Source organism: Streptomyces sp. NBC_01537, assembly GCF_045040445.1.
Classification (GTDB): Bacteria; Actinomycetota; Actinomycetes; order Streptomycetales; family Streptomycetaceae; genus Actinacidiphila.
In genome coordinates this window covers 3,178,312-3,199,513 of the sequence record NZ_CP109392.1, presented here as the reverse complement: position 1 = coordinate 3,199,513, position 21,202 = coordinate 3,178,312, and the positions used below count along the sequence as shown (strand labels likewise).

Annotated in this window: 19 protein-coding genes; 6 read left to right on the top strand and 13 right to left on the bottom strand. The window is 71.0% G+C overall.

What is annotated here, in order from left to right:
* The first annotated feature begins 49 nt into the window (after positions 1–49).
* The 4 genes from OG607_RS14540 to OG607_RS14525 all read left to right on the top strand — a co-directional run bounded on the left by OG607_RS14540 (position 50) and on the right by OG607_RS14525 (position 3,726).
* On the top strand, positions 50–877 hold the full coding sequence (locus tag OG607_RS14540; RefSeq protein WP_405723284.1) for an alpha/beta fold hydrolase: 828 nt from the start codon (positions 50–52) through the stop codon (positions 875–877).
* A gap of 86 nt (positions 878–963) precedes the next feature.
* Complete coding sequence (locus OG607_RS14535) at positions 964–1,563, top strand: TetR/AcrR family transcriptional regulator (protein ID WP_405723282.1); 600 nt, start codon at positions 964–966, stop codon at positions 1,561–1,563.
* Positions 1,564–1,735: 172 nt separating this feature from the next.
* A complete protein-coding gene (locus tag OG607_RS14530) occupies positions 1,736–2,623 on the top strand; it encodes a hypothetical protein (RefSeq protein WP_405723280.1) in 888 nt (295 codons plus the stop codon).
* A gap of 41 nt (positions 2,624–2,664) precedes the next feature.
* Positions 2,665–3,726, top strand: coding sequence for a trypsin-like serine peptidase (locus OG607_RS14525; protein WP_405723278.1), 1,062 nt, complete (start codon positions 2,665–2,667; stop codon positions 3,724–3,726).
* Here the strand turns inward: OG607_RS14525 and OG607_RS14520 are convergent.
* The 13 genes from OG607_RS14520 to OG607_RS14460 all read right to left on the bottom strand — a co-directional run bounded on the left by OG607_RS14520 (position 3,704) and on the right by OG607_RS14460 (position 19,340).
* Positions 3,704–4,609, bottom strand: coding sequence for a GNAT family N-acetyltransferase (locus tag OG607_RS14520; protein WP_405723276.1), 906 nt, complete (start codon positions 4,607–4,609; stop codon positions 3,704–3,706). The two genes, OG607_RS14525 and OG607_RS14520, sit on opposite strands and share 23 nt — an antisense overlap.
* Before the next feature lie 39 nt (positions 4,610–4,648).
* Entirely contained in the window at positions 4,649–5,563 is a 915-nt protein-coding gene (locus tag OG607_RS14515; protein ID WP_405723274.1) for a sensor histidine kinase, read from the bottom strand.
* The gene (locus OG607_RS14510; protein WP_405723272.1) at positions 5,560–6,261 is read right to left on the bottom strand and encodes a response regulator transcription factor; all 702 of its coding nucleotides are present in this window, start codon (positions 6,259–6,261) and stop codon (positions 5,560–5,562) included. The genes OG607_RS14515 and OG607_RS14510 overlap by 4 nt, the downstream gene beginning before the upstream one ends.
* A gap of 273 nt (positions 6,262–6,534) precedes the next feature.
* Positions 6,535–6,702 carry an ALQxL family class IV lanthipeptide gene (locus OG607_RS14505; protein WP_405723270.1) on the bottom strand — a complete coding sequence of 56 codons (168 nt, stop codon included), beginning with the start codon at positions 6,700–6,702 and terminating at the stop codon, positions 6,535–6,537.
* Between the two features lie 31 nt (positions 6,703–6,733).
* A complete protein-coding gene (lanL, locus tag OG607_RS14500; RefSeq protein ID WP_405723268.1) occupies positions 6,734–9,445 on the bottom strand; it encodes a class IV lanthionine synthetase LanL in 2,712 nt (903 codons plus the stop codon).
* 264 nt (positions 9,446–9,709) lie between these two features.
* Positions 9,710–10,012 carry a response regulator transcription factor gene (locus OG607_RS14495; protein WP_405723267.1) on the bottom strand — a complete coding sequence of 101 codons (303 nt, stop codon included), beginning with the start codon at positions 10,010–10,012 and terminating at the stop codon, positions 9,710–9,712.
* A complete protein-coding gene (lanKC, locus tag OG607_RS14490; protein WP_405723265.1) occupies positions 10,009–12,606 on the bottom strand; it encodes a class III lanthionine synthetase LanKC in 2,598 nt (865 codons plus the stop codon). The genes OG607_RS14495 and lanKC overlap by 4 nt, the downstream gene beginning before the upstream one ends.
* A 42-nt stretch (positions 12,607–12,648) precedes the next feature.
* Positions 12,649–13,266, bottom strand: a complete 618-nt coding sequence (locus OG607_RS14485; protein ID WP_405723263.1) for a GAF domain-containing protein — start codon at positions 13,264–13,266, stop codon at positions 12,649–12,651.
* Between the two features lie 12 nt (positions 13,267–13,278).
* Positions 13,279–14,121, bottom strand: a complete 843-nt coding sequence (locus OG607_RS14480; RefSeq protein ID WP_405723261.1) for a S8 family peptidase — start codon at positions 14,119–14,121, stop codon at positions 13,279–13,281.
* Complete coding sequence (locus OG607_RS14475) at positions 14,118–17,270, bottom strand: adenylate/guanylate cyclase domain-containing protein (protein WP_405723259.1); 3,153 nt, start codon at positions 17,268–17,270, stop codon at positions 14,118–14,120. The genes OG607_RS14480 and OG607_RS14475 overlap by 4 nt, the downstream gene beginning before the upstream one ends.
* Before the next feature lie 83 nt (positions 17,271–17,353).
* Complete coding sequence (locus OG607_RS14470; RefSeq protein ID WP_405723258.1) at positions 17,354–17,554, bottom strand: aroma-sacti cluster domain-containing protein; 201 nt, start codon at positions 17,552–17,554, stop codon at positions 17,354–17,356.
* Positions 17,551–18,249 carry an iron-containing redox enzyme family protein gene (locus tag OG607_RS14465; protein WP_405723256.1) on the bottom strand — a complete coding sequence of 233 codons (699 nt, stop codon included), beginning with the start codon at positions 18,247–18,249 and terminating at the stop codon, positions 17,551–17,553. The genes OG607_RS14470 and OG607_RS14465 overlap by 4 nt, the downstream gene beginning before the upstream one ends.
* Positions 18,246–19,340, bottom strand: coding sequence for a radical SAM protein (locus tag OG607_RS14460; RefSeq protein WP_405723254.1), 1,095 nt, complete (start codon positions 19,338–19,340; stop codon positions 18,246–18,248). Before OG607_RS14460 ends, OG607_RS14465 begins: the two co-directional genes overlap by 4 nt.
* A gap of 318 nt (positions 19,341–19,658) precedes the next feature.
* Here OG607_RS14460 and OG607_RS14455 point away from each other — a divergent pair, with 318 nt between their 5' ends.
* Both OG607_RS14455 and OG607_RS14450 read left to right on the top strand, forming a co-directional pair.
* Complete coding sequence (locus tag OG607_RS14455; RefSeq protein ID WP_405723252.1) at positions 19,659–19,808, top strand: hypothetical protein; 150 nt, start codon at positions 19,659–19,661, stop codon at positions 19,806–19,808.
* A gap of 152 nt (positions 19,809–19,960) precedes the next feature.
* Positions 19,961–21,196, top strand: coding sequence for an MFS transporter (locus OG607_RS14450; RefSeq protein WP_405723250.1), 1,236 nt, complete (start codon positions 19,961–19,963; stop codon positions 21,194–21,196).
* Positions 21,197–21,202 lie beyond the last annotated feature (6 nt).

Sequence of the window (21,202 nt, the reverse complement as noted above, 5' to 3'; positions counted from 1 at the left end):
GAGAGGTCTACATTCATGAGAGTCAGCCCTCACGAAAAGGACCCACATCATGACTGCCCCCACCTCTGCCCCCACCACCCGGACCGTCGGCCTGGCCCACGGCCTGTCCGTCAGCATCGACGAGTACGGCGTCAACTCCGACGGCAGCGCCGTGCTGTTGCTGCACGCGGGCGCCGGCCCCCGTACGATCGCCGGCCTGGCGGCCGCGCTGTCCGAGCACGCGTACGTCGTCGTCCCGACCCACCCCGGCTTCGACGGCACGCCCCGCCCGCAGTGGTGCGACTCCGTCGCCGACCTGGCCTTCGCCTACCTGGACCTGCTCGACACCCTCGACCTGACCAAGGTCCTGGTCATCGGCAACTCGGTCGGCGGCTGGACGGCCGCCGAGATGGCCCTGCGCGACACCCGCGGCCGGATCCGCGCCCTCACCCTGCTCAACTCGGTCGGCATCCACGCCCACCTGAAGAAGAACCACGTCGTCGACCCCCGCACCCTGGCCCCGGCCGAGGTCAGCAAGCTGTCCTTCGCCAACGCGGCCTTCCGCCCCGACTTCTCCTCGTTCAGCGACGAGCAGCGGGCCGCGGCCGCCGCCAACATGCAGACCCTCGCGATATACGGGGGCGACGGATTCACCTACGACCCGAAGCTGCGGGGCCGCCTGCACCGCGTCACCGTCCCGGTGCTGGTCGCCTGGGGCGAGCACGACGGCATCGCACCCCTTGCCTACGGCCGCGGCTACGCGGACTCCTTCCCCAACGGCCACTTCGCGCTCATCCCCGAAGCCGGGCACTTCCCGCACATCGAGCAGCTGGGACGCACCCTCGAAGCCATCGGTGAATTCGCCGGCACCGTCGTGAAGCCCGATGAGGCCGTCTGATCCCTGCCATGCGGACCGGGCATGACGCAAGCTTCCTCTTATCATGGGAGTGAACTCGCTACCGGCCGCGGACAAGAGGTGCACCGATGACGTCGCAGAGCACGGCGGGCCGCGCCAACCAGAAACTGCGCACACGCAACGCCATCGTGCAGGCCGCGGCCGAGCTGAGCCGCACCGGCCGCGAAGTGACCATGCCCGAGGTCGCCAAGGCCGCCCTCGTCTCCGAGGCCACCGCCTACCGCTACTTCCCCGACCTGGTCAGCCTGCTGCGCGAAGCCATTGCCGACCAGCTCCCCACCCCGGCCGAAGCCCTCGCCCCCGTCGCCGGCTCCGACGACCCGGTGGAACGTATCGCCACCGCCACCGAGTTCCTGCTCCGCCACGTACTCGCCCGCCAGGGCGTCGTCCGCGCCATGATCGCCGCCACCGTCACCCGCCCCGCCGAAGCCGGTGCCCGCCCCGGCCTCCGCTTCGGCCTGATCGACCACGCACTCTCCCCTTTGGCCGAAACCCTCGGCGCCGCCAATCCGGCCGCGCTGGCCCAGCTCAAGAACGACCTCGCGGTCGTCGTCAGCGCCGAGGCCTTTTTCAGCCTCACCGACCTTTGCGGAATGGACCCCCAGGAAGCCATTACCAGCATCGTCCACACCGCCACGACTCTCACGCGGGCCGCACTGACCGGCTGATACCGAATTCCCTCCTCGCTTTCCGAAGGTCGCAGCGCCGGGAGCGCCGTGGCCAGCGACGACGTGGCCGTGTGAACCCGGACGGACCGCGATACGTGGCATGGGTGTGAGCGCTTCGGAAGTGCCGGAGCGGTCAGAGAACCGACCTTCGGTCTTTCCCAGGGGGATTTCCATGTTCCGTACACGTGCCACTGCTCTTGCCTCATTCGCGGCCGTCGGTATTCTGCTGCTTTCCGCCTGCGGTGGAAATGACGAAAGCAACGCATCGGCGGCTTCATCGTCCTCGGCCGGCGCAATCGACCTGGACTTCACCTCCGGCAGCGCCCAGCAGAACAACGCGGCCGCGAATTCCGGTGACTGGGCGACCGGCGCGGCCCCGGCCGCCGCCGCGAAGAAGCCCGTGGCCCGCAAGTGGGTGCAGCTGACGGCGGGACAGGCCGGGGCGCTGAACCCGGTGGTGGTGAACGGGGCGGGCTTCACCCTGTACCGGTTCGACAAGGACACCGCCAATCCGTCGGTGTCCAACTGCAGCGGTGCCTGCGCCACGACCTGGCCGCCCTATCTGGTGGCCCCGGGCGGCCGGGTGTTCCTCGACGGAGTGGACAAGTCGGCCATCGGCTTCATCCGGCGCGACGGAGCCTTCCAGGTCACCGTCGGCGGCTGGCCCGTCTACCTGTTCAGCAAGGACACCAAGGCCGGGGACACCAACGGCCAGGGCGTGGGCGGCACCTGGTTCGGCGTGACGCCGGACGGGCAGAAGGCCGGACAGGCCGCCGGCGGCACCGGCACCGGCTCGACCGCGCCCTCGGCTTCGCCCACGTCCTCGCCCGCGAGCAGCGTGACCGTCTTCCAGGGCGCGAACTTCGCCGACCCGGCGCAGGGCGTGGGCGGCCCCGGCTGCCAGAACGTCACCTTCTCCGGTTCGCTGCAGGTGTCCGGCTTCGTCAAGATCTGGGACGGCGCGAACTGCACGGGCAACTCGAAGATCGTCGAGTCCGATGTGGCCGACCTGAGCGCCATCGGGTTCCCCTCGGTCAAGTCCATCCGCTTCTTCAACTGACGGCCCGTGCCCGGCAGCCGACTCCGAGGGGATGAGAATCGATGCGCCAGATCCGCCAGATCCGCCAGATCCGCCAGATCCGCCAGGTCCGCCTGAACCGCCGCCCGGCAACGGCAGTCGCCTGTCTTACGGCCCTGCTGCTCGCGCTCTCCGCCACGGGCTGTGGTACGGACGCCCGGCAGGCCTCGGCCGGCTTCTCCAACCCCGTCGTCCCCGGCCTGTGGACCCCTGACCGGATGGCGGCTGCCGAATCGCCCGACCGGGCCGTGGCGAACGACCTCGGAGCCGACGCGGGCACCACCGACCCCGAGCCCGCCGCCGTACCCGCGCAGGCCGAGAACACGCCGTATCACGACAACGCGGCGGTGGTCGGGAAGATCTTCTTCGACTCCGCCGACGGCCCGGCGGTCTGCTCCGGCACGGCGGTTCAGGACCCGGCCGCCCCCGGCGCCTCCGGCCTGGTCTGGACGGCCGGCCACTGCGTGCACGGCGGCAAGGGCGGCGACTGGTTCCGCAACATCGTCTTCGTGCCCTCGTACAACAACCAGGGCCTGACCGGCGGTGCGCGCCGGACCGCCACCCAGGACCAGGTCGCACCGTTCGGAACCTGGTGGGCGGACGCGGCCGAGACCTCTCCGCAGTGGATCAGCGAAGGCACTGCGTCCGGCGGCGGCGGATCGCCGTTCGACTTCGCCGTGTTGCATGTGAAGCCGCAGCGCGGCACCGCCTCGCTCCAGGAGACCATCGGGCAGGCGGCCCCCGTGTGGTTCAACGCGCCCTCGGCGACCCGGATCCCGGCCATGGCGGCCTGGGGCTATCCGGCGGCGCGGCCCTTTGACGGGGAGCGGGTGTTCACCTGCCAGGACAGGCCGGGCCGGCTGTCGATCCGCGCCGACCAGCCGTCCCTGTACCGGATCGGCTGCACCATGACCGGTGGCGCGTCCGGCGGCGGCTGGTTCGCCAGGAACCCGGACAGCGGCGAAACGGCGCTCGTCAGCAATACGTCCATCGGCCCGGCCGACAACATCTGGCTGGCGGGACCGAGGCTGGGCGAGGGTGCGAAAGCGGTTTACGAGGCGGTCAGCGACAGGGCCGCCCTGTGATGTGCTTCTCGAACCAGTGGTGTGCGTAGGGCTCGTCGTTGAACGCGGGGACCTCCTGGAAGCCGTGCGAGTGATACAGGCTGATCGCGGCGGTGAGCGCCTTGTTGGTGTCCAGGCGCAGCACGTCGCGGCCGTGCTCGGCGGCCCGCGCCTCCAGCTCGGCCAGGAAACGGCGGCCGAGGCCGAGGCTCCGCACGTGGGGCGCGACCCACATGCGTTTGATCTCGGCCGGGGCGCCGGGCGGCAGCTTCAGACCGGCGCAGCCGACGGGCTCGCCGTGGAGCCGGGCGAGCAGGAACAGGCCGTGCGGCGGCCGGAGTTCCCCGGCGTCGGGCAACAGGCTCCGGGCCGGGTCGAAGCCGGTCTCGAAGCGCTCCTGCAACTCGGCGAAATACGACCGCAGACAGTCCTGGGCGTCGGGGTGGTCCGGGTCGACGGCGTCCAGCGTGACCGTCGCCGCGGTGAGCAACCGGTCGACCTCGGCCATGGCGGCGACCAGCCGGGTGCGCTGGGCGGCGTTGAGCGGCTCCAGCAGGGAGCCGGCCAGCTCGTCACTGCTGCTGTCCAGCGCGGCGCGCTCCGCGCGGCCCGCCTCGGTGAGCCGGACGGTGCGCACCCGTCTGTCCCGGGGCTGCGGCTCCACCGTCACCAGGCCGTCGGTCTCCAGTGAGCGCAGCAGCCGGCTGGCATACCCGGAGTCGAGCCCGAGGCGCTCGCGCAGCCGCCGTACGTCCTGGCCCTGGCCCCGCTCGCCGATCTCCCAGAGCAGCCGGGCCTCGCCGATGGGCCGGTCGCGGCCCAGGTAGTGGTCGTGGAGCACGCCCACGCGTTCGGTGACGGTGCGGTTGAACCGCCGCACCTGGTCGATCTGCGTCGCATCCATTCTCTGACTCTAGTCAGAGAATGGATCTGCGGCATGCCGTCACGCCAGCGGCAGGCGCATCCGCACCACGGTGCCGGCGCCGGGGCGGCTGCGGATCTCGCACTCTCCGCCGTGCCGGGAGACCACGGCCTGCACCAGCGCCAGGCCCACACCGCTGCCGGGGATGTCCCGCACTTCGCTGCCACGCACCAACTCGTCCCAGATGTACGGGAGTTCGTCGGCGGGGATTCCCTGGCCGGTGTCGGCCACCTCCACCACGACGTGCGCGCTCTCCTCGAAGGCCCGCAGCGCGACGGAACACCCCGGCCCGCTGTACTTGACCGCGTTGGCGACCAGATTGTGCAGCGCCAGCTCCAGCAGATCCGCGTCACCGGGCGGCTGCGACAACGGCCAGGGCACGTCCGGCACCGTCACGGTGATCTTCCGGTCGTCGCCGTCCGGCAGTTCGCCGGCCGCCTCTCCGGCCGCCTCCAGCAGTCCCGCCAGCGGCACCGGGAGGCGTTCCATCGGCTGGTCCTCGATGGCTGCCAGCTTGCGCAGATCCCTGGTGATCCGCACCATCCGCAGGACCTGGTCGTCCACTCGCGCGGCGGTGCCGCGGGCGGCCTCGTCCAGATCGGCCGCCGAGAGGTTGGCGACCCCGAGCCGGATCGCGGTCAGCGGATTCTTCAACTCGTGGTCCAGCCGCCGCAGAAAGCGCCGGTGTTCCTCCCTGGCTTCCTTCCCCGCGGTCTCCAGCAGCTGCCCGCGCATCCGTTCCGTACGCAGTCGCACCACAACGACAGCCGCCGCCACCCCCGCGGCCCCGGCTGTCAGCGCCGCGACACCCAACGCCGGGGCGAACCGCACGCTCACCATCACTTCGCCCAGCAGCAGCGCGGTGACCACGGCCGCCGCCCCGCCGGCCGACAGCACCGCCACGGCGGGCAGCCACCGGCGTATGCCCGCGCTCATGCTCCGGCCTCGACCGGGGCGATGAAGCGGTACCCCTGGCCGGTGACGGTGTCGATCCACCGGGGCCTGGCCGGATCGTCCCCGAGGACCCGCCGCAGCTCGGCGATCCGGTTGTCCACGGCACGCGTGGTGCTGGCCGTCTCCCAGCCCCACAGCACCTCCAGCAGCCTTTCCCTGGAGAGCAGTTCATCCGGGTGGGTGACCAGATAGTCCAGCAGCGCACCGGCCTTCGGAGTCAGCACCAGCTCCTGGTTCCCCAGCCACGCGCGGCGGGCGGTACGGTCCACCCGCAGCTCTCCGGCCCGCAAGGTCCTCGACGCGCTCAGCGGGGGCTGTCCGCGTCCCGACCTGCGCAGCACCGCCCGTAGCCGGGCAGTGAGTTCATAGGGATCGAAGGGCTTGTTGAGGTAGTCGTCGGCCCCCTCTTCCAGCGCCATCGCACGCTCGGCCGACTCACCCACCTGCGTCAGCAGAATGACCGGCAGCCAACTGCCGGACCGGCGGACCCGCCGCAGCACCTCACGGCCGTCCAGCACCGGCATCTGCACATCGAGAACGACGAGGTCCGGCCCCGGCACCGCCATGGCGCCGCGCAGTGCCGCCCCGCCGTCATGGACCACCTCCACCATGAAGCCGGAACGCTCCAGCAAAGGGGCCAGCTGAGCAGTGATCGCCTCGTCGTCATCGGCAAGCAACACGTGTGGCCGATGGTCCCCGCCCGTCGTGCTCACTTCGCTCCAACACCTGCCACTGGTCTCTTTTTCCATCCTGCCAAGCCATACGAATGGGGCGATTCGCCGGAAGAGAACCGTCGCGCCGAAACGATCGTATTCCGGTCCCGCGACGAATACTTACGTAGCGAGGTTGCGTAGAACTACGGAATTTCGACGGACGACGACCGCGGGGTGGCCACTGACCATCGTGGTCAGTGGCCACCCCGCCGTGGGCCGTTACCCCTCAGTCGACGCCGGTCAGGAGTTCGACGCGGCTGCCAGCACCGCCACCTGCCGATCGCCGTCGAACTCGATCTCCGCCGAGGCCCAGCAGGAGATGATGCTGTAGCACATCGCCGGATCGGCCCCGTGCGGCCGTTCTTCCTCCGCTGTGAGCATCTGCAGTGCGTCGAGGGTCAGTTCCATGGTGCTGCCTCCTGATGGTTGGGGTTGGTTCTCATGTCCCGGCTTCCGTTCGGTCCGGCATGAGCATTCGGGGCCCGCCGTACCGTAGGCGGAGCAGAAAACCGATCACGCCGGTGAGGCCGACGCCGAAGTCGGCGCAGACACGCGTGCCCGACTCGTCCGGTACGACCATCTGCCCGTCGCGTACGGTGTGCTTGGCGTACAAGCACTCGGCCAGTTCCTCGGCCCAGCCGTGGTACGGCCCGCCGAGCGCCTGCGCCATGTCGAGAAGGAACTCGCCGTCGCCGGCCAGTCCGTGGCAGACCGAGGATCCGGCGGTCCAGCGGGACCGGTGGACCGCGGTGGCCGCCTCCTCGGCCAGTTCCCGGGCCACCGGGTCACCGGTGGCCCGCCAGAGGCGCACCAGGAAGGTGCCGACCCCCGACGCCCCGCTGCACAGGTGGTGAAGCATGCCCTCGCCGCCTCTGCCCGTACGGTCGGTGCGCCAGCGCGCTCCCCAGGGGCCGCGTTCGGCCGCGTCGACGAGGGTCCGACCGGCGGCGCGGGCCAGATCGAGATAGTCCCCCCGGCCCGTCGCCGTGGCGGCGCTCACCAGGAACGAGCCGATCCCGGCGACCCCATGGGCGAAGCCCAGATGCGTAATCCCGGCCAGCACGGAATCGAAGTCGGGCGGTATCCGCCAGAACACGCCGTCGTCGGCGTGCTCGGCACAGGCGACCACACTGTCGGCGCAGTCGACGGCCCTGTCGAGGAACTCGGGCCGCCCGGTCAGCTGCCAGAAGCGCAGCTGGGTCAGGCCGGCGCCGGCGGTGCCATGGAACACGTCGGGGTTGGGCCAGCGCACCGGCAATGCCAGCGCGAGCTGCGCGGCGTGCTCCCCGAGTTCGTCATCGCCCAGATGCCGGGCGGCGTCGTGGAGCGTCCACGCGGTTCCGGCTCCGCCGAAGTAGAGGCCGGGCAGCGCCTTGGGCTCGGCGGCTCGGCGTGCGTCGATCCAGGACGCCACCCGAGCGACCGCTGCGCGCAGGTCGTCGCGGCCGAGCACCTCGTCGGCACGCGTGAGCACACCGAGAATGCCTGCCGCACCGTGCTGGACGTTGCAAGGGTCCGTGCCCGTACCCGACTGCCCGTTGGGCCACAGGCGGTCGGCGTCGCGCGCCCCCATGGTGGCGAGAACATGGGCGAGGCCGCCCTCGATCAGCTGGTCCGGCCGTGCCCGGTCACGTACCGCCGACGAGGTACGGGCGACAGTGGCGGACGCCGACGGGGGCGCCGGATCGGCGAGGAACGCCGTGAGCCGGCCCAACGACCAGCGCCGCGCGGGATCGTGCGCGCACAGGCCGCGTATCGCCGGTGCCAGCAACCGTGCGGTGCGGTTCCGCAGGCCGACCGGGCCGAGCACGTTGTCCAGCCGTTCGACCGGCGGCCGGGGGTCCGCGGGGGCGGACGCGAAGGCGGGGTCGACACCGGTCGCGAGGTGGAACAGCATGGCCCCGAGGGAGAACAAGTCGGCTGTCTGCTCCGGCGCCGGTCCGTATTTGGGCCCGGACGCGTACTCCGGCGCGCCATAACCCGGCGTGTAGACACGATGGCCCCATTGGTCGGGCTCCGCGACGCACTCCGGGTCGATCAGCCTCAACCGGTCCCCGTGGGTCACGATGACATTCGCCGGGCTGAGATCCCGGTACACCAGCCCCCTGCCGTGGACCTCGCCCAGCAGAGCGGCCAGCCGGGCCGCCAGAGCGACGGCCCGGGCCGTCGGCAGACCGAGATCACCGGCGTCCAGCGCGCGGAATTCCTCCCGCACCCAGCGGGCCAGCGTGACACCGGGGATCTCCGCCTCGACCAGGAAGACATGATCGTCCTGCTCGAACAACTCGACCATGTCGGCGCTCAGACCATGGAGCGCGGCCAGTGCCGCCGCCTCACCGCGCAGCCCGTCCCGCGCGTCCCGTCCGGTGAATCCCGCACCGACATGCGGGCGCGCCTGCTTGATGACGACATCCCGGCCCGTCTTACGGTCGACCGCGCGGTACACACCGCCACGTGCCGAGTGCCGGATCGCGGCGCGGACCGTGTACCTGTCGCCCAGGAGCACCTGCTGCGGCTGTGCGGGCGGCCCGTCACCCGGCTCCGGACAGCCGACGGGCGGCAGCCCCGCCCACGGCGGCGGGCAGAACCACGGCTTGCGCTCGTCCTTGACGACGGTGCCGTCCGGCGCGCGCAGCCGCGTCTCCTCCACACCCTCGTTGTTCCGGTACGGCACCCCGCGGAACGCGCCGTAGCGGTAGTGGACCACGCTCCCCCTGCGGTACGGCCGGTCCGACAGGATCGCCGGACCGGGCAGCCCGGCCGTCGCCGCGTCCAGCGCCTGCGCCAGCTCCGAAAAGTGCTCGTCGTCCCGTGGATAGGCGGTGATGAACTTGCCGCACTGTGCCCGGTCGCAGCGGCTGGAAGTCAGGGTCTCCACGTACTCCGTACGGGCCGCGAACTTGAACGCGCACCCGTGCCGTACCAGCACCTGCGCCGACCTGTGCAGTGTCGCGGGGGCGGACAGCGGGGTGGCCGAGACATGCAGCTTCCAGCCCTGGACGCGGGACGCACGATCAGGCGGGCTCACCCGGCACCAGAGGTCGTCCTCGGTCAGCTCCCAGCCGCTCGCGCCCCGATCGGACAGCACCAGCCGCACCAGCCCCTGAAGGGCGAATCCCCCGGTGGGGACCGCCTCCTCACCGATCGGCATGGTTTCTCCCGTCCTCTCCTACGTCGGGATCGCCCGACAGTGATTGCTGTCGGGCGATGCGCCAAGCCAACGGGGCGGCATTCAAAGAACGGTTGGCGAACGGTTTGATACCGGTTAAAGGGTCTCGCTGTGGGTGCTCCAACCGAGGCTGCTGAAGCAGAGATAGCCGGATTCCGGTTCGACGTCGAGATTCTGGAGGGCGAGAATCTGATTCATGTGTGATCGCCTGCGCTTTCAATTGTGCCGGTGAATTACGTGATGACATCATGGTGACCGGCGAGGAAAACTCCTGCCATGGCACCATTGGCCCATATGAACTCGCCCTTGTGCGCACATACAATGTCGGTGTCGGGGAGCCAGCCCTGTCCGAACCGCCAGAACCGCAGCCTGAGTTCGGTCGGTCACGCCCAACTTGGCGAACACCGCACGCAGATGATTTTTGACCGTGCTCTCGGAGATACCCAAGGTGCGTGCGATACGCCGATTCGCCATTCCCTGGGCCACCAAGTCCAGCACCTGCTGCTCCCGCCCGGTCAGCGGCCTTCCGCGCTGCTCGTTCCAGGTCATCCGGAACTCTCCTCTGATCGTGAGGGCTGCGCGGCGCGATCCAGGGTGAACAACTCGTCACCCGGACCGTGCAGGACGCGTTGCAGTGCCAGCAGTACGCCGGCGGCGCCACTGGACAGATCGGCGCTGAAGCGGAGCGAACCCTCGCCGAGGTAGCGGACGCCACGGCTGTGGGGGACGGCGTACTTCAGCAGCCCGGTGGCGACCCGAACCGCGTCCCGGCGGTGGGTCTCGCCGCCGGTCAACTCGGCGTGGTCCGCGAGGAAGTAGGCCAGTCCGGCGAGTCCCGTGTACAGGCCCGGCTCCATGGCGCAGGTATTGCGGGTGTTCGCGACCACCCGGGGCAGTGCCCGGGCACAGCGTTCGTCCGGTGCGGTCGAGACATAGCGGGCGAGGGCCGTCCCCACTCCGGCCGAACCCACGGCCAGGTAGGGCATCACACGTCTGACCACGGCGTTGTCGGAGAAGGAGAGGGTGCCGTCGGCCAGGGCGCTCCCGCGGTCCAGTTCCTCGTGGAGCAGTCGGCGTCCGGCTTCGAGGTAGCGTTCGTCGCCGGTGTCGCGGGTCAGGTAGTAGAGGAAGAGAGCCGGCCCTGAGCGGCCGTGGAACAGTCCGCGGGCATCGTGCCGGCCGAGGGTCGGGACCAGATCGGCGGTTCGAAGGATCGCGTCCCCCGCCGCGGCAGCCCGCTCCAGGTGGTGGGCGTCCCGCGTCTGCTGGTGCAGGGCGAGCCAGGTCAGGCCGACCCCGGCCCGGCCGCCGGCCAGGGTGGTGCACGACGCGGTGATGGGATGGCTGTCGGCGGCCTGCGCCAGGTCGATCGCCTCGTCCAGGTGGCCGAGTGCGGCCAGGACCCGGGCGACGCCCGCCGACCCCACGTTCAGTCCGGGTGGCAGTTCGTCACGGCGGGCCAGAGCGTCGCGGCGCAGCCGCTTCTCGATGTCGTCCGGAATCCCCAGGCCGGCGCGGTGCAGGGCGTGCACGACTCCGGCGGTTCCGTAGGCCACGCATACGGTGTTGGTCCGGAACGCCGCGGGCGGCGGCGGGAAGACCCAGTCCTGTCTGCCGGCGTCGGCCATGTCGAGCAGTCCGGCCGCCACTTGCCCGGCGAGTCGCTCAAGGCAGCCCAAGGGATCGGCATCGACTTCGGCGGGGGCCGGCAGGCCGGTGGAATCGTCCGCATTCGACTGATGGAAGGCTGTCGCCCGCGCCCACAGATCCTCCGGCAGCGGCGCCATGGCCGTCAGATCGCGCCGCAGAAGCGCGAGGTTGGACGGCACGCGCGCGACGACACTGTGCAGGGGCGCGAACAGCGCGAGAGCGAGCGCGGCCATGCCGAACCGGTCCGGCAGGAGAGGATCGGATCCGTCGGCGGTCAACGCGGGAGGCGGCACGAATCCAGGGGTGCCCATGGCGGCAGGAGGCCCGCTCACCGCCGACACGGCCTCGAAGTCGACGAACCTGGCCTCACCGGTGGGCGTGACGATGACATTCCCGGGGCTGACGTCCCCGAACCGGTACCCCAGGGCGTGCAGCCGATCGAGGGACTCGTCCAGAGATCCGAGAATGCGCCGGCAGCCGGCGAAGTACGCGGCGAAGTCCTCGGCCGGCCGGGCGGCCTTGACGATGGGGGACGTACGACCGACCCAGCTCCGGAGCGGATCTCCCGCGACATGCTCCATGACGAGGAAGTCGTGCTCCCACTCCGTGAAGTGGTCCAGCGGCTCCGGGCACACTCCAGGCGCCGCTTTGTGCACGATGCTGAGCACCTTGTGCTCATGGCGCAACTGCTCCTGCGCACTGGTGCCGTCCCAGGTGAGGCCGTTGTGGGCGCGGGCCTCCTTGATGAAGACGACACGTCCGGTACGGGTGTCCCGTGCCTGGTACGCCCCGCCGGCGTTGCTCGGCTGCAGCACTCTGATGATCTCGTAGTCACGGATGAGGATCGGACCCTCGTGATCCACCGGTTCCTCGGCGACGAAAGGGTCGGTGACGCCGTCGGGAAGGAAGAAGGCAGGCCGGCGGATGTCCGCGACATCGCGACCAGCGCCGTCGCGGACGAGTTCTTCCCTGGTGCCGTCGGGCAGCAGCCGGCTTCGGCGTTTGAACGCGCCGTATCGGTAGTGGACGGTCCGTGAGTCCCGGTAGCGGCGGTCGGAGAGAACATAGGCCCCCTCCTCCCCTTGCAGCGCGTCCGAGAGGAGGTCGAGGAGCCGTCGCGCGGTCTCGGTGTCCGGCGGATAGATGGCGCAGAACTTTCCCGCCTGCGCCCGATCGGCATGTTTGTGATGGAGGAAAACGAAGAAGACCCGGGCGGCGACATGCTTGAACGTCACGTTCTCGGTGAAACATATGTCCGCCACCACGTCGAGGACGTGCTGTGCCCGTTCCAGTCGTGCCGAGACATGAATCTTCCAGCCCTGGTCGGCACGTTGGACCTGCGGGCTGCTCCAGACCGTCCAGATGTCCTGCTCTGTTCCACGCCAGCCGGACGGCGCCCGCCCGGGAGCGAATCGCGGTCCGGGGTCGGCGATCGTGGCGAGAGGGGCGTAGTACTGCTTGTCCGCGAGCGCCTCGGCGAGAGCCTCAAGCACGGGGATTCTCCTCGGGGTTGTGTGACGAAACCGGCGTGCCGCTCACCGGCCGGTGGTGTCGGCCAGCAGCCTCTCCAGTTCCTCCACCAGGCGGACCGCCGCGGCGCGCCGGTCCGCGGCGAGGCCGCTGGGAGCGCCGCCCTGATCCGTGCGCCGGTCCGCGATGATGCGCAGGGCGATCGCGGCCTGCCGCGCGAAGAGAGCGAGCAGTTCGAGTTCGGGGAGGCTGGAGCGGGCCTGGGGAGCGGGGTCGAGGACTTCGAGCACGCCGAGTACGCGGTCGCCGTGGATCAGGGGGGCGGCCATCAGCGAGTCGGGAACGTACTCGGTGGACTCCGCCACCGAGCGGTCGAAGGAGCGGTTCTTCGAGAGATCGTCGACCACCATGGGCTCCCCCGAGGTGGCCACCCAGCCCGCGATGCCGGTGCCGGCCGGCATACGCCGCCCCACCAGGAATCCCTCGCCCTGCCCGGAGACGGCCTGGAAGACCAGCTCGTCGGTCGCTTCGTCGAGCAGCAGGACCGAGCCGGCCTGGGCGCCGAAGATGGCGCGGGCGACTTCGACGACGGACCTGAGGAGGTCCAGAGCCAGCGGATCGTCGGCCGGGCCAGGGGAGGCAGGGCCGGAGGCAGGGTCAGCGGATTCGGTTCTGCGGGGCATGTGACTCCTCTGCTACGGGGTGGCGCCGGGCACGACATGGACATTGGCCGCTGAGAGGTAGAGCGCGCTCTTGAGCTGAAAGGGCGTCATCCGGGGGTGTCTGGACAGGATTCGGGCGCACAGCCCGGTGACGAAGGGAGTGGCGAAGCTGTTGCCCGTGGTCCGGATGGTCGCGCCGCCCAGCCAGGCGACCTGCACGTTCTGCCCCGGTGCGAAGAACTCCACCGGGGGTTCGGGGTTGTACAGATACAGCCCGGGGTCGTCCTCCTGGTGGCTGCCGACCGAGATGACGGAGGCGAACCGCCAGGGGAAGCTCTCCACGGGAGTGTTGTGGGCGGAGGCGACGATCACCGTACGAGCGAAGTAGGCCTCGTCCGCGAGGGCGTGGAGCTCCTCGGCGAAACGCGTCCGGGTGGTGGACAGGCTGAGGTTCACCACGTCGAATCCCTGCTGTACGGCCCACCGCAGCCCGGCGAGCAGCACCTCGCCGGTGCCGGAGAAGCGCTCGCCGAGTACCCGCACGCTGTAGAGCTCGCAGTCCGGCGCGGTCCGGCGGATGATTCCGGCGCAGGCGGTGCCATGGCCGCAGGTGTCACCGGTGTCCGTCTCCTGGACCCGGATGCCGGTGTCGTCCTTGACCACGACCCACGAGCCGTCCACCCGGCCCACCAGAGGGTGGTCCCGTTCGACGCCGGAGTCGACCACGCAGACTCGCACCCCGCGTCCGGTGCCACCGTCGGCGGACCGGGTGGGCGGCGCGGACTCGCTGTCCGCCGCCACCGGAAGGTCTTCGGGGCGTCTGCCTCGCAGACTCCAGGTGAGCCCGTGGCCCTGCTCGGTTCCGGCGGTCGTCATCGCGTCCATTCCTCTCTGCCCGGCCCGGCGGATTTGCTGAGCGCGGTGGCCCAGCGCATCCCCGGCCGGTGGCCCTTGGCCGAGAACCGTGCCGCTGCCGTGGCCGCTGCCGCCGCCGCTTCCCTGCGCCGGCCCAACAGCCGGTAGGTGTGCGCCTGGTCGAGTGCGGCGAGTGCCTGGACGACCGGGGAGTCGGTCAGTGCCGCCGCGTCGACCGCGCGCGTGGCCAGCAGCACAGCCTGGTCGGGGCGTCCCTGGGCAGCGGCGATTCGGCTGTGCAAGCCGTCCAGGTCGACCGCGTCGGTGAGTGGCTCACCGGACCCCGCCGTTGGGGGGCCGAGCATGTCCAGCGCGGCGTCCTGCTGCCCGGTGTCGAGAAGGAGCCGGGCGGACTCGACGGTCACAGTGCGCGACAGCGTCACGGCGCCCGTTCGCCGGGCGGCATCCGCGGCGGCTTCCAGCAGCCCGATCGCCTGCTGCTGGTTGCCTGCCAGTGTCTCCACCATGGCGGTGAACACCGGGATGAAGACCTGGGCCTCCGCATAGCCGAGTTCATCGGCCAGCTGTCCGGCCTCCACCAGGCAGTCCCGGGCCGCGTCCTGCCTGTCCTGGAGGGCAAGGAGGACGGCCAGCGGGCAGTTCAGCGTCATCCTGACGGTCCGCCGTTCCCGGCCGTGCTCGGCGAGCAGACCGCGGCACCGGGCCACCGCCTCCGCAACCGGTTCCGGGCCCCGCCACAGGGAGATGCCCACAGCCCCCAGGGCGGCGGCCCGTTCGGGCTCGCCGTCCGCGTGCACCGCATGGGCGATAGCGCGGGTGAGCAAGCGGTCCGCCTCGCCGTGCCGGCCCTGCGACTGGCGTTGCTGCGCCATGCGCAGACACGCCCGTGCCTGCCCGAGTTCATCATGTGCGGCCTCGAACACCGGCAGCGCGGCCCGGGCGGTCTCGGCCGGCGAACCGGCACGGGCCTGGGGATCCACCGCCGCCAACGCCAGCCGGGCATGAGCTGCCTCAACCGGATTCGCAGGAGCGGCCAGCACGTCCCCGAGCAGCGAGCGGGCCTCGTCCGGGTGCCCCAGGGCCAGCTGGACTTCGCCGAGTCGCCGGGCAGCCGGCGTACGGCTCGGCTCGTCCGGCCCGTACAGCGTCAGTGCCCGGGTGAGCAGGTCACCGGCCCAGGGGAGGTCGGACCGCGCGAGGGCCTGCGCGCCCGCCCCGGAAAGAGCCCTGGCGGCGCGTCGGCGCAGCCCCTCGGTTCGCTCGTCCAGCAGACCGAGTTCCGCACGGCAGCGGTGCGCCTGCTCCAGGTGACCGCCGACCGCCCCCTCTCCACCGGCCTGTACGGAAGGCAGCTCAGCGGCCCGTTCGTGCCGTTCGGCTCGTGCCCGCTTCGACATGGACTGGTACGCGACTTCCTGGACCAGCCCGTTGGTGAAGCGGAAGGAGATGTGCCCGGGGCCTGACCTGTCGGCCGGCTCCACCAGCCGGCGACCGCTGAGCCGCGGCAACGCGGCGCGGACCAGGTCGTCGCCGGCGATTCCGCCGCCGGCCAGTTCGGCAAGCTCATCGGCGCCGAACTCCCGGCCGATCACGGAGGCAAGGTCGAGGACCATGCGCTCGTCCGGGTCGAGCGCGTCGATCCTCGCTCCCAGCAGGGACTGCACCGTGGGCGGCAGCGCATCCTGCGTGCCCGTCTCGGACACCATCGCCAGCAGTTGCTCCAGGTGCAGCGGATTGCCCTCCGCCCGCTCCAGCAGCCGTGTCCCCACGGCGTCCCAGTGGGCACCCACCTCCACCAGCTCCGCTGCCAGCACCGCAAGATCCTCGTGCGACAGACCGGACAGCGGCATGGGCCGGACCGCATACGAGCCGCTCGCCCAAGCGGGGCGGGTGTCGAGGAGCTCGGGCCTGGCCAGGCAGACGAGCAGTACGGCGGCGCGGCCGAGTTCCCCGGTCAACCGGTCCAGGGCGTCGAGCAGCAGCGGTCCGGCCCAGTGGCAGTCGTCGATCACCAGCACGACCGGCCGCCGCCTCGACAGCGCGGTCAGTACGCGGACGAGCGCGGCGCAGGTCTCGTCCAGCGAGGGGTTGGGCGTGCCGTCGAGCAGCAGCCCGTCGGAGAGGACTGCGACTGCCTCTGCCATGCTCACGCGGTCAGCGGAGTCGGCGAGCCCCGCCGCGTCGCAGAGGGTGTGCGGGTCGTTCGCTGCCTCCGGCAGGAGCGATGCCACCGCGTCGGCCAGCGGCCGGAGGCTTCCCTGCTCCCCATATGGTCGGCAGCGCCCGGCCCCCCGGAGCGCCGCCGGGCCGCCGGTACGGTCCAGCCACTCACGGACCAGCCTGGTCTTTCCCAGGCCCGCCTCACCGTGGACCAGGACGCACTGCGTGCCGTGCCCGCCGGCGACCCGTCCCAACGCCGCGTCGAACATGGCCAGCTCGGCGGCCCGCCCCACGAAACCGACGTCGAAGCGACGCAGCAGTCCGGGATCGTCCTGGCCGAGCCCGAGCAGCCGGTAGGCGGTCACCGCGTCGGTCTTGCCCTTCAGGAGCAGCGGTCCGACCTCGGTCGCGCGGACCGTCGGACCTGCCGCGAGCAGGGTGTGCTGTCCGATCAGGATCTGGCCGGCCGCGGCGTTCTGCTCCAGCCTGGCGGCGACGTTGACTGTTTCGCCCGAGATGAGCGTCTGCCGGGCCGAGGCATCGGAGCCGGCCACCACCGGACCGGTGGTCACGCCGATCCGGACCGTCAGCCGCACGCCCAGTGTCGCGTCGAGTTCGGTGTTCAGCCCCTCCAGGGCATCGAGCATCCCCAGGGCCGCGGCCAGAGCGCGACGGGCGTCGTCCTCGTGCACGGCCGGCACGCCGAACACGGCCATCACCGCGTCTCCGATGAACTTCTCCACTGTCCCGCCGTGCGCGGATATCTGCTGCCTCATCAGCTCGAAGTAACGAAGCGTCACGGAGCGCAGCGTCTCCGGGTCGAGAGTGCCGGACAACGCCGTGGAGCCGACCAGGTCGCAGAACAGGACGGTCACCACCTTGCGGCCCTCGACCGGTTCGGCCGGCGCCGCCGGGGCGCACGGCGAGCCACAGGACGGGCAGAAGCGGGCATCGGGTGGCAGCGAGCGCCGGCATGAGGAGCAGTGCATCACCGGTGTCCTTGGTCTGTGCGTGGCCGGCCTGACGGCCCGGCGGGTTCGGATCGGGTGTGACGACGCGGGCCCTCGGGCCCTCAGAAGAGCGCACCGCCGGCGATCTCGCTGTGGGCCTGGACCTCGGGCCCCACCTCGTCGAGTCGCTGCTTGACGTCGAGCAGCAGTTCCAGTTCCTGCGGGGTGAGGTGGCGGAGCACCTCCTGCTGCTCCTCGTTGAGCGCGTCGAGGGCGAACCCCGCCGCCTCCAGCCGGCCGAGCGTGGCATGGCGGTCGGTCATGAAAGGCCTCCTGGGTCCGCGCCGGATGGGGTGTTCGCGAGCTGAAGGAACAGCCGGGTAATGCCACGGGCGGTGTGCAGGGCGCTGACGGCCACCGCTGTCTGCTGGCCCGTGGTCAGCGGGAGACTGTCCAGCAGCTCGTCGAGCGCCGCCATGTGTCCGGTGTCCAGATCGGCGTGCTCGCGCACGGTCCGGAACGCCGCCTCCGGCAGACCGGTGACCGCGGCCAGCCGGTCCGCCAGCCAGGGCGCCGGGGCGTTGCCTTCCAGCACCGCGATGTAGCCGAGCAGGGTGACCGGGTGGTGGTGCTCGATCCAGTAGTACTGCGCACCCGCCAGCTCGGCGACCCCGACCGGGGGAAGCCCGCCGAGGACCGCGTCGGGGTCACCCCCTGCCACGGTGAGGTCGCTGAGCAGCCAGCCGTCGTGGCCCCGCTCCTCCTCGGCGTGCTCTTCGAAGTACCTGCCGAGCGGGCCCGCGACCCGGTCGTCGGCAGGCAGTTCCGCGCAGCGCCGGGCCGCCCGTTCCATCAGCGGCACCGACGCCCGGATCAGGGCGTGCATGGTCCGTACGTACGCGAGATAGCGCACGCCGAGACCGGACGGCTGCCACAGCGCGGCCGTCGCGGCCCGCAACGTGGGAGCGGCCAGGCCCAGCTTCACCCGCAGGGCCGCGGAGGCAGTCGGACGTCTCATCGCGAGCTCCCCGCAGCCCCCCGGGATACGGGGAACGGCAGCGACACAAGCTCCGCGTATCGCGCGCAGCCGTGCCGGCGCACCAGCTCGACCGGACCGGCTTCGGTCTGCATCCTGGCCGCCTCGCGGTCGAGCAGCTCCCCGAGCGGTCCGGATGCGTCCCGGACGGCGCCCGCGATAACCTCGGGATGGGCAGGCAGACTCCGGCAGCCGCCGCAGTATCCCGGGGCGGTACTCACACGTCCGTAGCGGCTGTACAGGTGGCCCGGCCCGACGGCGCGCACCATCCGCAGCACAGGCGAGGCCAGCGAACGGCGGCGTACGGTCGCCCAGCCGTCCTCGGCGATGTGCCCCAGCCGCAGGTGTTCGGGTGCGGGGCGCCGGTCGACCGCCTGCTGGTTGCAGCAGGCCAGTACGGTCCCGTCGAAGGCCACCACCGGCCAGGCGGCCATGGCGCAGGGCAGCACTCGCCCTCCACCGGCCGCCGGAACGGCGGCGGTGGCCCAGGCAGCGGCTCGGCCCAGCGGTCTGATCTCGTTCACCAGCATGGGCACGCGGTCGTCGAACTCCCGCCGGATGTTGGCGGTGACGTCGGCGAGATAGGGGTCCTCCGGCCCTGACCCCGCGAGGTGGAAGCTGACAGCCACCCCGGCGTCGAGCACCTGCCCGACGGCCCGGAACACGTCCGCGCGGGGGACCTCTTTCTCGTGGAAGGCGTCCAGGCTCGCGGAGAAGTGATCGGCGGCCGTTATCGCCCGCATGATCCTGGCCGGAATCCGGCCGCCCTTTGCGAAGAACATCCCGCTGAGGAGCGCGCTACGGGAACCGGCCGCCCTGGCCAGGCGGGCAAGGCCGGCCGCCAGACCGGGCAGCAGCAGCGGCTCACCGCCCGTCAGCATGACAACGTCGGGACGGTCGTTCGGGGTGAACGAGCCGACGAACCGGAGCAGTTGCCCGGCGTCCGGCTCCTCGCCGGCCATCGTGGACGAGGTGGAGCAGTGCGCGCAGCTCAGCGGGCAGCGCCGGGTGAGCGTCAGCAGCAGACCGGCGCAGGGGACAGGCCGCAGCCCGATGAGTTCGGCGAGTTCCATGCGCCCTCCCCGGCCACGGTCGGTGCGCCGCCCGTGGCGGCTGTCCTCAGCAGCCTCGGGGGCAGCGGTTCGATCCTGGTTGGCGAGTGCTTCGGGACCGGTATACCCGCTGACCGGATGGCCTCAGGACGGTCGGGCGGGCCGAAGTGCCCGCGTCCCGCCACTGGGCCCGGGCCTTCGCCAACGCTCTTTGAACTGCGCGGATACCGGTATCGAACCGCCTGTTGACCAGTCGCGAAGTGGCCCTGCCTAACTTTTGGTGCATAGCCCCGACGACAACCACGTCGGGCTGTTCCAGCCTTTGGACAGGAGATCACCATGTCTGACAACACCGAGCCCGTCATCGACGAGACCGAGGCCACGCCCGAGGTCGAGGCGCACAGCTCTGTCCTGGACCTGCAGGGCAAGGACCCGGCCAAGACAGAGAGCAGCTGCGTGAGCCTCGTGAGCGTGGTCGAGGCGAAGTAGGGCCATCTGCCGCGTGCGGGACGGTTCCTCTCCCCGGAAGGAACCGTCCCGGACACCGCTTTCACCGCCCTCAGGGCCTGAGCAATCGGAAGGCTGCCTTGAACCGCTCATCACCCGGCAGTGACAAGCCTGCCGGTAACAAGCTCGGCGGAATGAGAGAGTTCCGCCTGTTGTGGGTCAGTGGCCTGCTGGCCGGTCTGGGCGCTCAGATGTCATCGATCGCCCTTCCCCTCCTGGTGCTGCGGCAGACCGGTTCAGCCGTCCAGGCGGGCGTGGTGGGCACCGTGTCCGTCGGCGCGCTGCTCGTGACCATGCTCCCCGGAGGCGCGCTGGCCGACTCGGTCGAGCGGCGCCGCCTGATGCGGCTGTGCGACGTGGGCAGCCTGGCGGCCGCCGGAGCACTCGCGATCGCCGTACTCAACGGCCGGTCTCCGCTGGTCCTGGTCCTGCTGGTGGCGGTCGCCGGCGCAGTGATCAACAGTCTTTACGGGCCGGCGGCACTGGGCCTGCTCCGGACCATCGTGCCCGAGGACATGCTGAGTACCGCATCATCGCGGATGCAGGCCAGGGGCGCCGCTGCCCGGCTGGTGGGCCCCATGGCCGGCGGAGCCCTCTTCGCCGTGCACCCGGCGATGCCGTTCGCGGCCGAGGCCCTCGCGCTGCTTGCGTCGACGACCTGTCTGGCCTTCATGCGCACCCGTTCGGCGCCGGAGCCGAGCGCGGGATCGGCCTTCAGCAAGAAGGAGTTCACCGCCGGTGTGACCTTCATCTGGCACCGGCCCTATCTGCGTACGGTCCTGCTCGTTTTCGGGCTCGGCATGAACGCCGCGTTCAGCGCCACCATGTTCGTGGCGCTGGCCGTCGCGTCGCGGGGCGGCAGCTCCGGAATCGGCGCCGGCTCGGTCGTTTCACTCACCGCGGCAGGTTCGCTGGTGGGGGCTCTGGCGGCGCCGCGCCTGCCACCGGGCATTCGTCCCGGGGTTCTCATCGGCGGGACGTGCTGGGCCTGCGCGGCGGCGGTGGTGGTCATGACGCTCAACCAGAAAACGCTGCTCATAGGTCTGTTGTGCGCGATGTGCATCACTGTGGCATCCCTGGCGAGCATCGGGTTCCTCACTTCGCTGCTGGTGGCGACCCCGCAGGCCATGGTCGGCCGGGTGCAGAGCGCCGCCGGGTTCATCTCTTCGCTGGTCCAGCCCCTCGGCCCGCTGGTGGGAGGCGTCCTGCTGTCGGGCTGTGGCGCGAGCACCACCTTCGGACTGCTCGGCGCGGTCTTCGCGCTCTGCGCCGTGGTGGTGACCGGAGCCCGGTCGGTACGCAAGCAGCCCGGGGCCGCCCCGGCGGACGTCACCGCACCCGGGACGCCGCACAGGTCATCGGCACCGTAGTCCGAA

Coding starts and splice junctions, on each gene's coding strand:
- OG607_RS14540 (WP_405723284.1), top strand. CDS start 50: ATGACTGCCCCCACCTCTGCCCCCACCACCCGGACCGTCGGCCTGGCC.
- OG607_RS14535 (WP_405723282.1), top strand. CDS start 964: ATGACGTCGCAGAGCACGGCGGGCCGCGCCAACCAGAAACTGCGCACA.
- OG607_RS14530 (WP_405723280.1), top strand. CDS start 1,736: ATGTTCCGTACACGTGCCACTGCTCTTGCCTCATTCGCGGCCGTCGGT.
- OG607_RS14525 (WP_405723278.1), top strand. CDS start 2,665: ATGCGCCAGATCCGCCAGATCCGCCAGATCCGCCAGATCCGCCAGGTC.
- OG607_RS14520 (WP_405723276.1), bottom strand. CDS start 4,609: ATGGATGCGACGCAGATCGACCAGGTGCGGCGGTTCAACCGCACCGTC.
- OG607_RS14515 (WP_405723274.1), bottom strand. CDS start 5,563: ATGAGCGCGGGCATACGCCGGTGGCTGCCCGCCGTGGCGGTGCTGTCG.
- OG607_RS14505 (WP_405723270.1), bottom strand. CDS start 6,702: ATGGAACTGACCCTCGACGCACTGCAGATGCTCACAGCGGAGGAAGAA.
- lanL (WP_405723268.1), bottom strand. CDS start 9,445: ATGCCGATCGGTGAGGAGGCGGTCCCCACCGGGGGATTCGCCCTTCAG.
- OG607_RS14495 (WP_405723267.1), bottom strand. CDS start 10,012: ATGACCTGGAACGAGCAGCGCGGAAGGCCGCTGACCGGGCGGGAGCAG.
- OG607_RS14485 (WP_405723263.1), bottom strand. CDS start 13,266: ATGCCCCGCAGAACCGAATCCGCTGACCCTGCCTCCGGCCCTGCCTCC.
- OG607_RS14480 (WP_405723261.1), bottom strand. CDS start 14,121: ATGACGACCGCCGGAACCGAGCAGGGCCACGGGCTCACCTGGAGTCTG.
- OG607_RS14475 (WP_405723259.1), bottom strand. CDS start 17,270: ATGCACTGCTCCTCATGCCGGCGCTCGCTGCCACCCGATGCCCGCTTC.
- OG607_RS14470 (WP_405723258.1), bottom strand. CDS start 17,554: ATGACCGACCGCCATGCCACGCTCGGCCGGCTGGAGGCGGCGGGGTTC.
- OG607_RS14465 (WP_405723256.1), bottom strand. CDS start 18,249: ATGAGACGTCCGACTGCCTCCGCGGCCCTGCGGGTGAAGCTGGGCCTG.
- OG607_RS14460 (WP_405723254.1), bottom strand. CDS start 19,340: ATGGAACTCGCCGAACTCATCGGGCTGCGGCCTGTCCCCTGCGCCGGT.
- OG607_RS14455 (WP_405723252.1), top strand. CDS start 19,659: ATGTCTGACAACACCGAGCCCGTCATCGACGAGACCGAGGCCACGCCC.
- OG607_RS14450 (WP_405723250.1), top strand. CDS start 19,961: ATGAGAGAGTTCCGCCTGTTGTGGGTCAGTGGCCTGCTGGCCGGTCTG.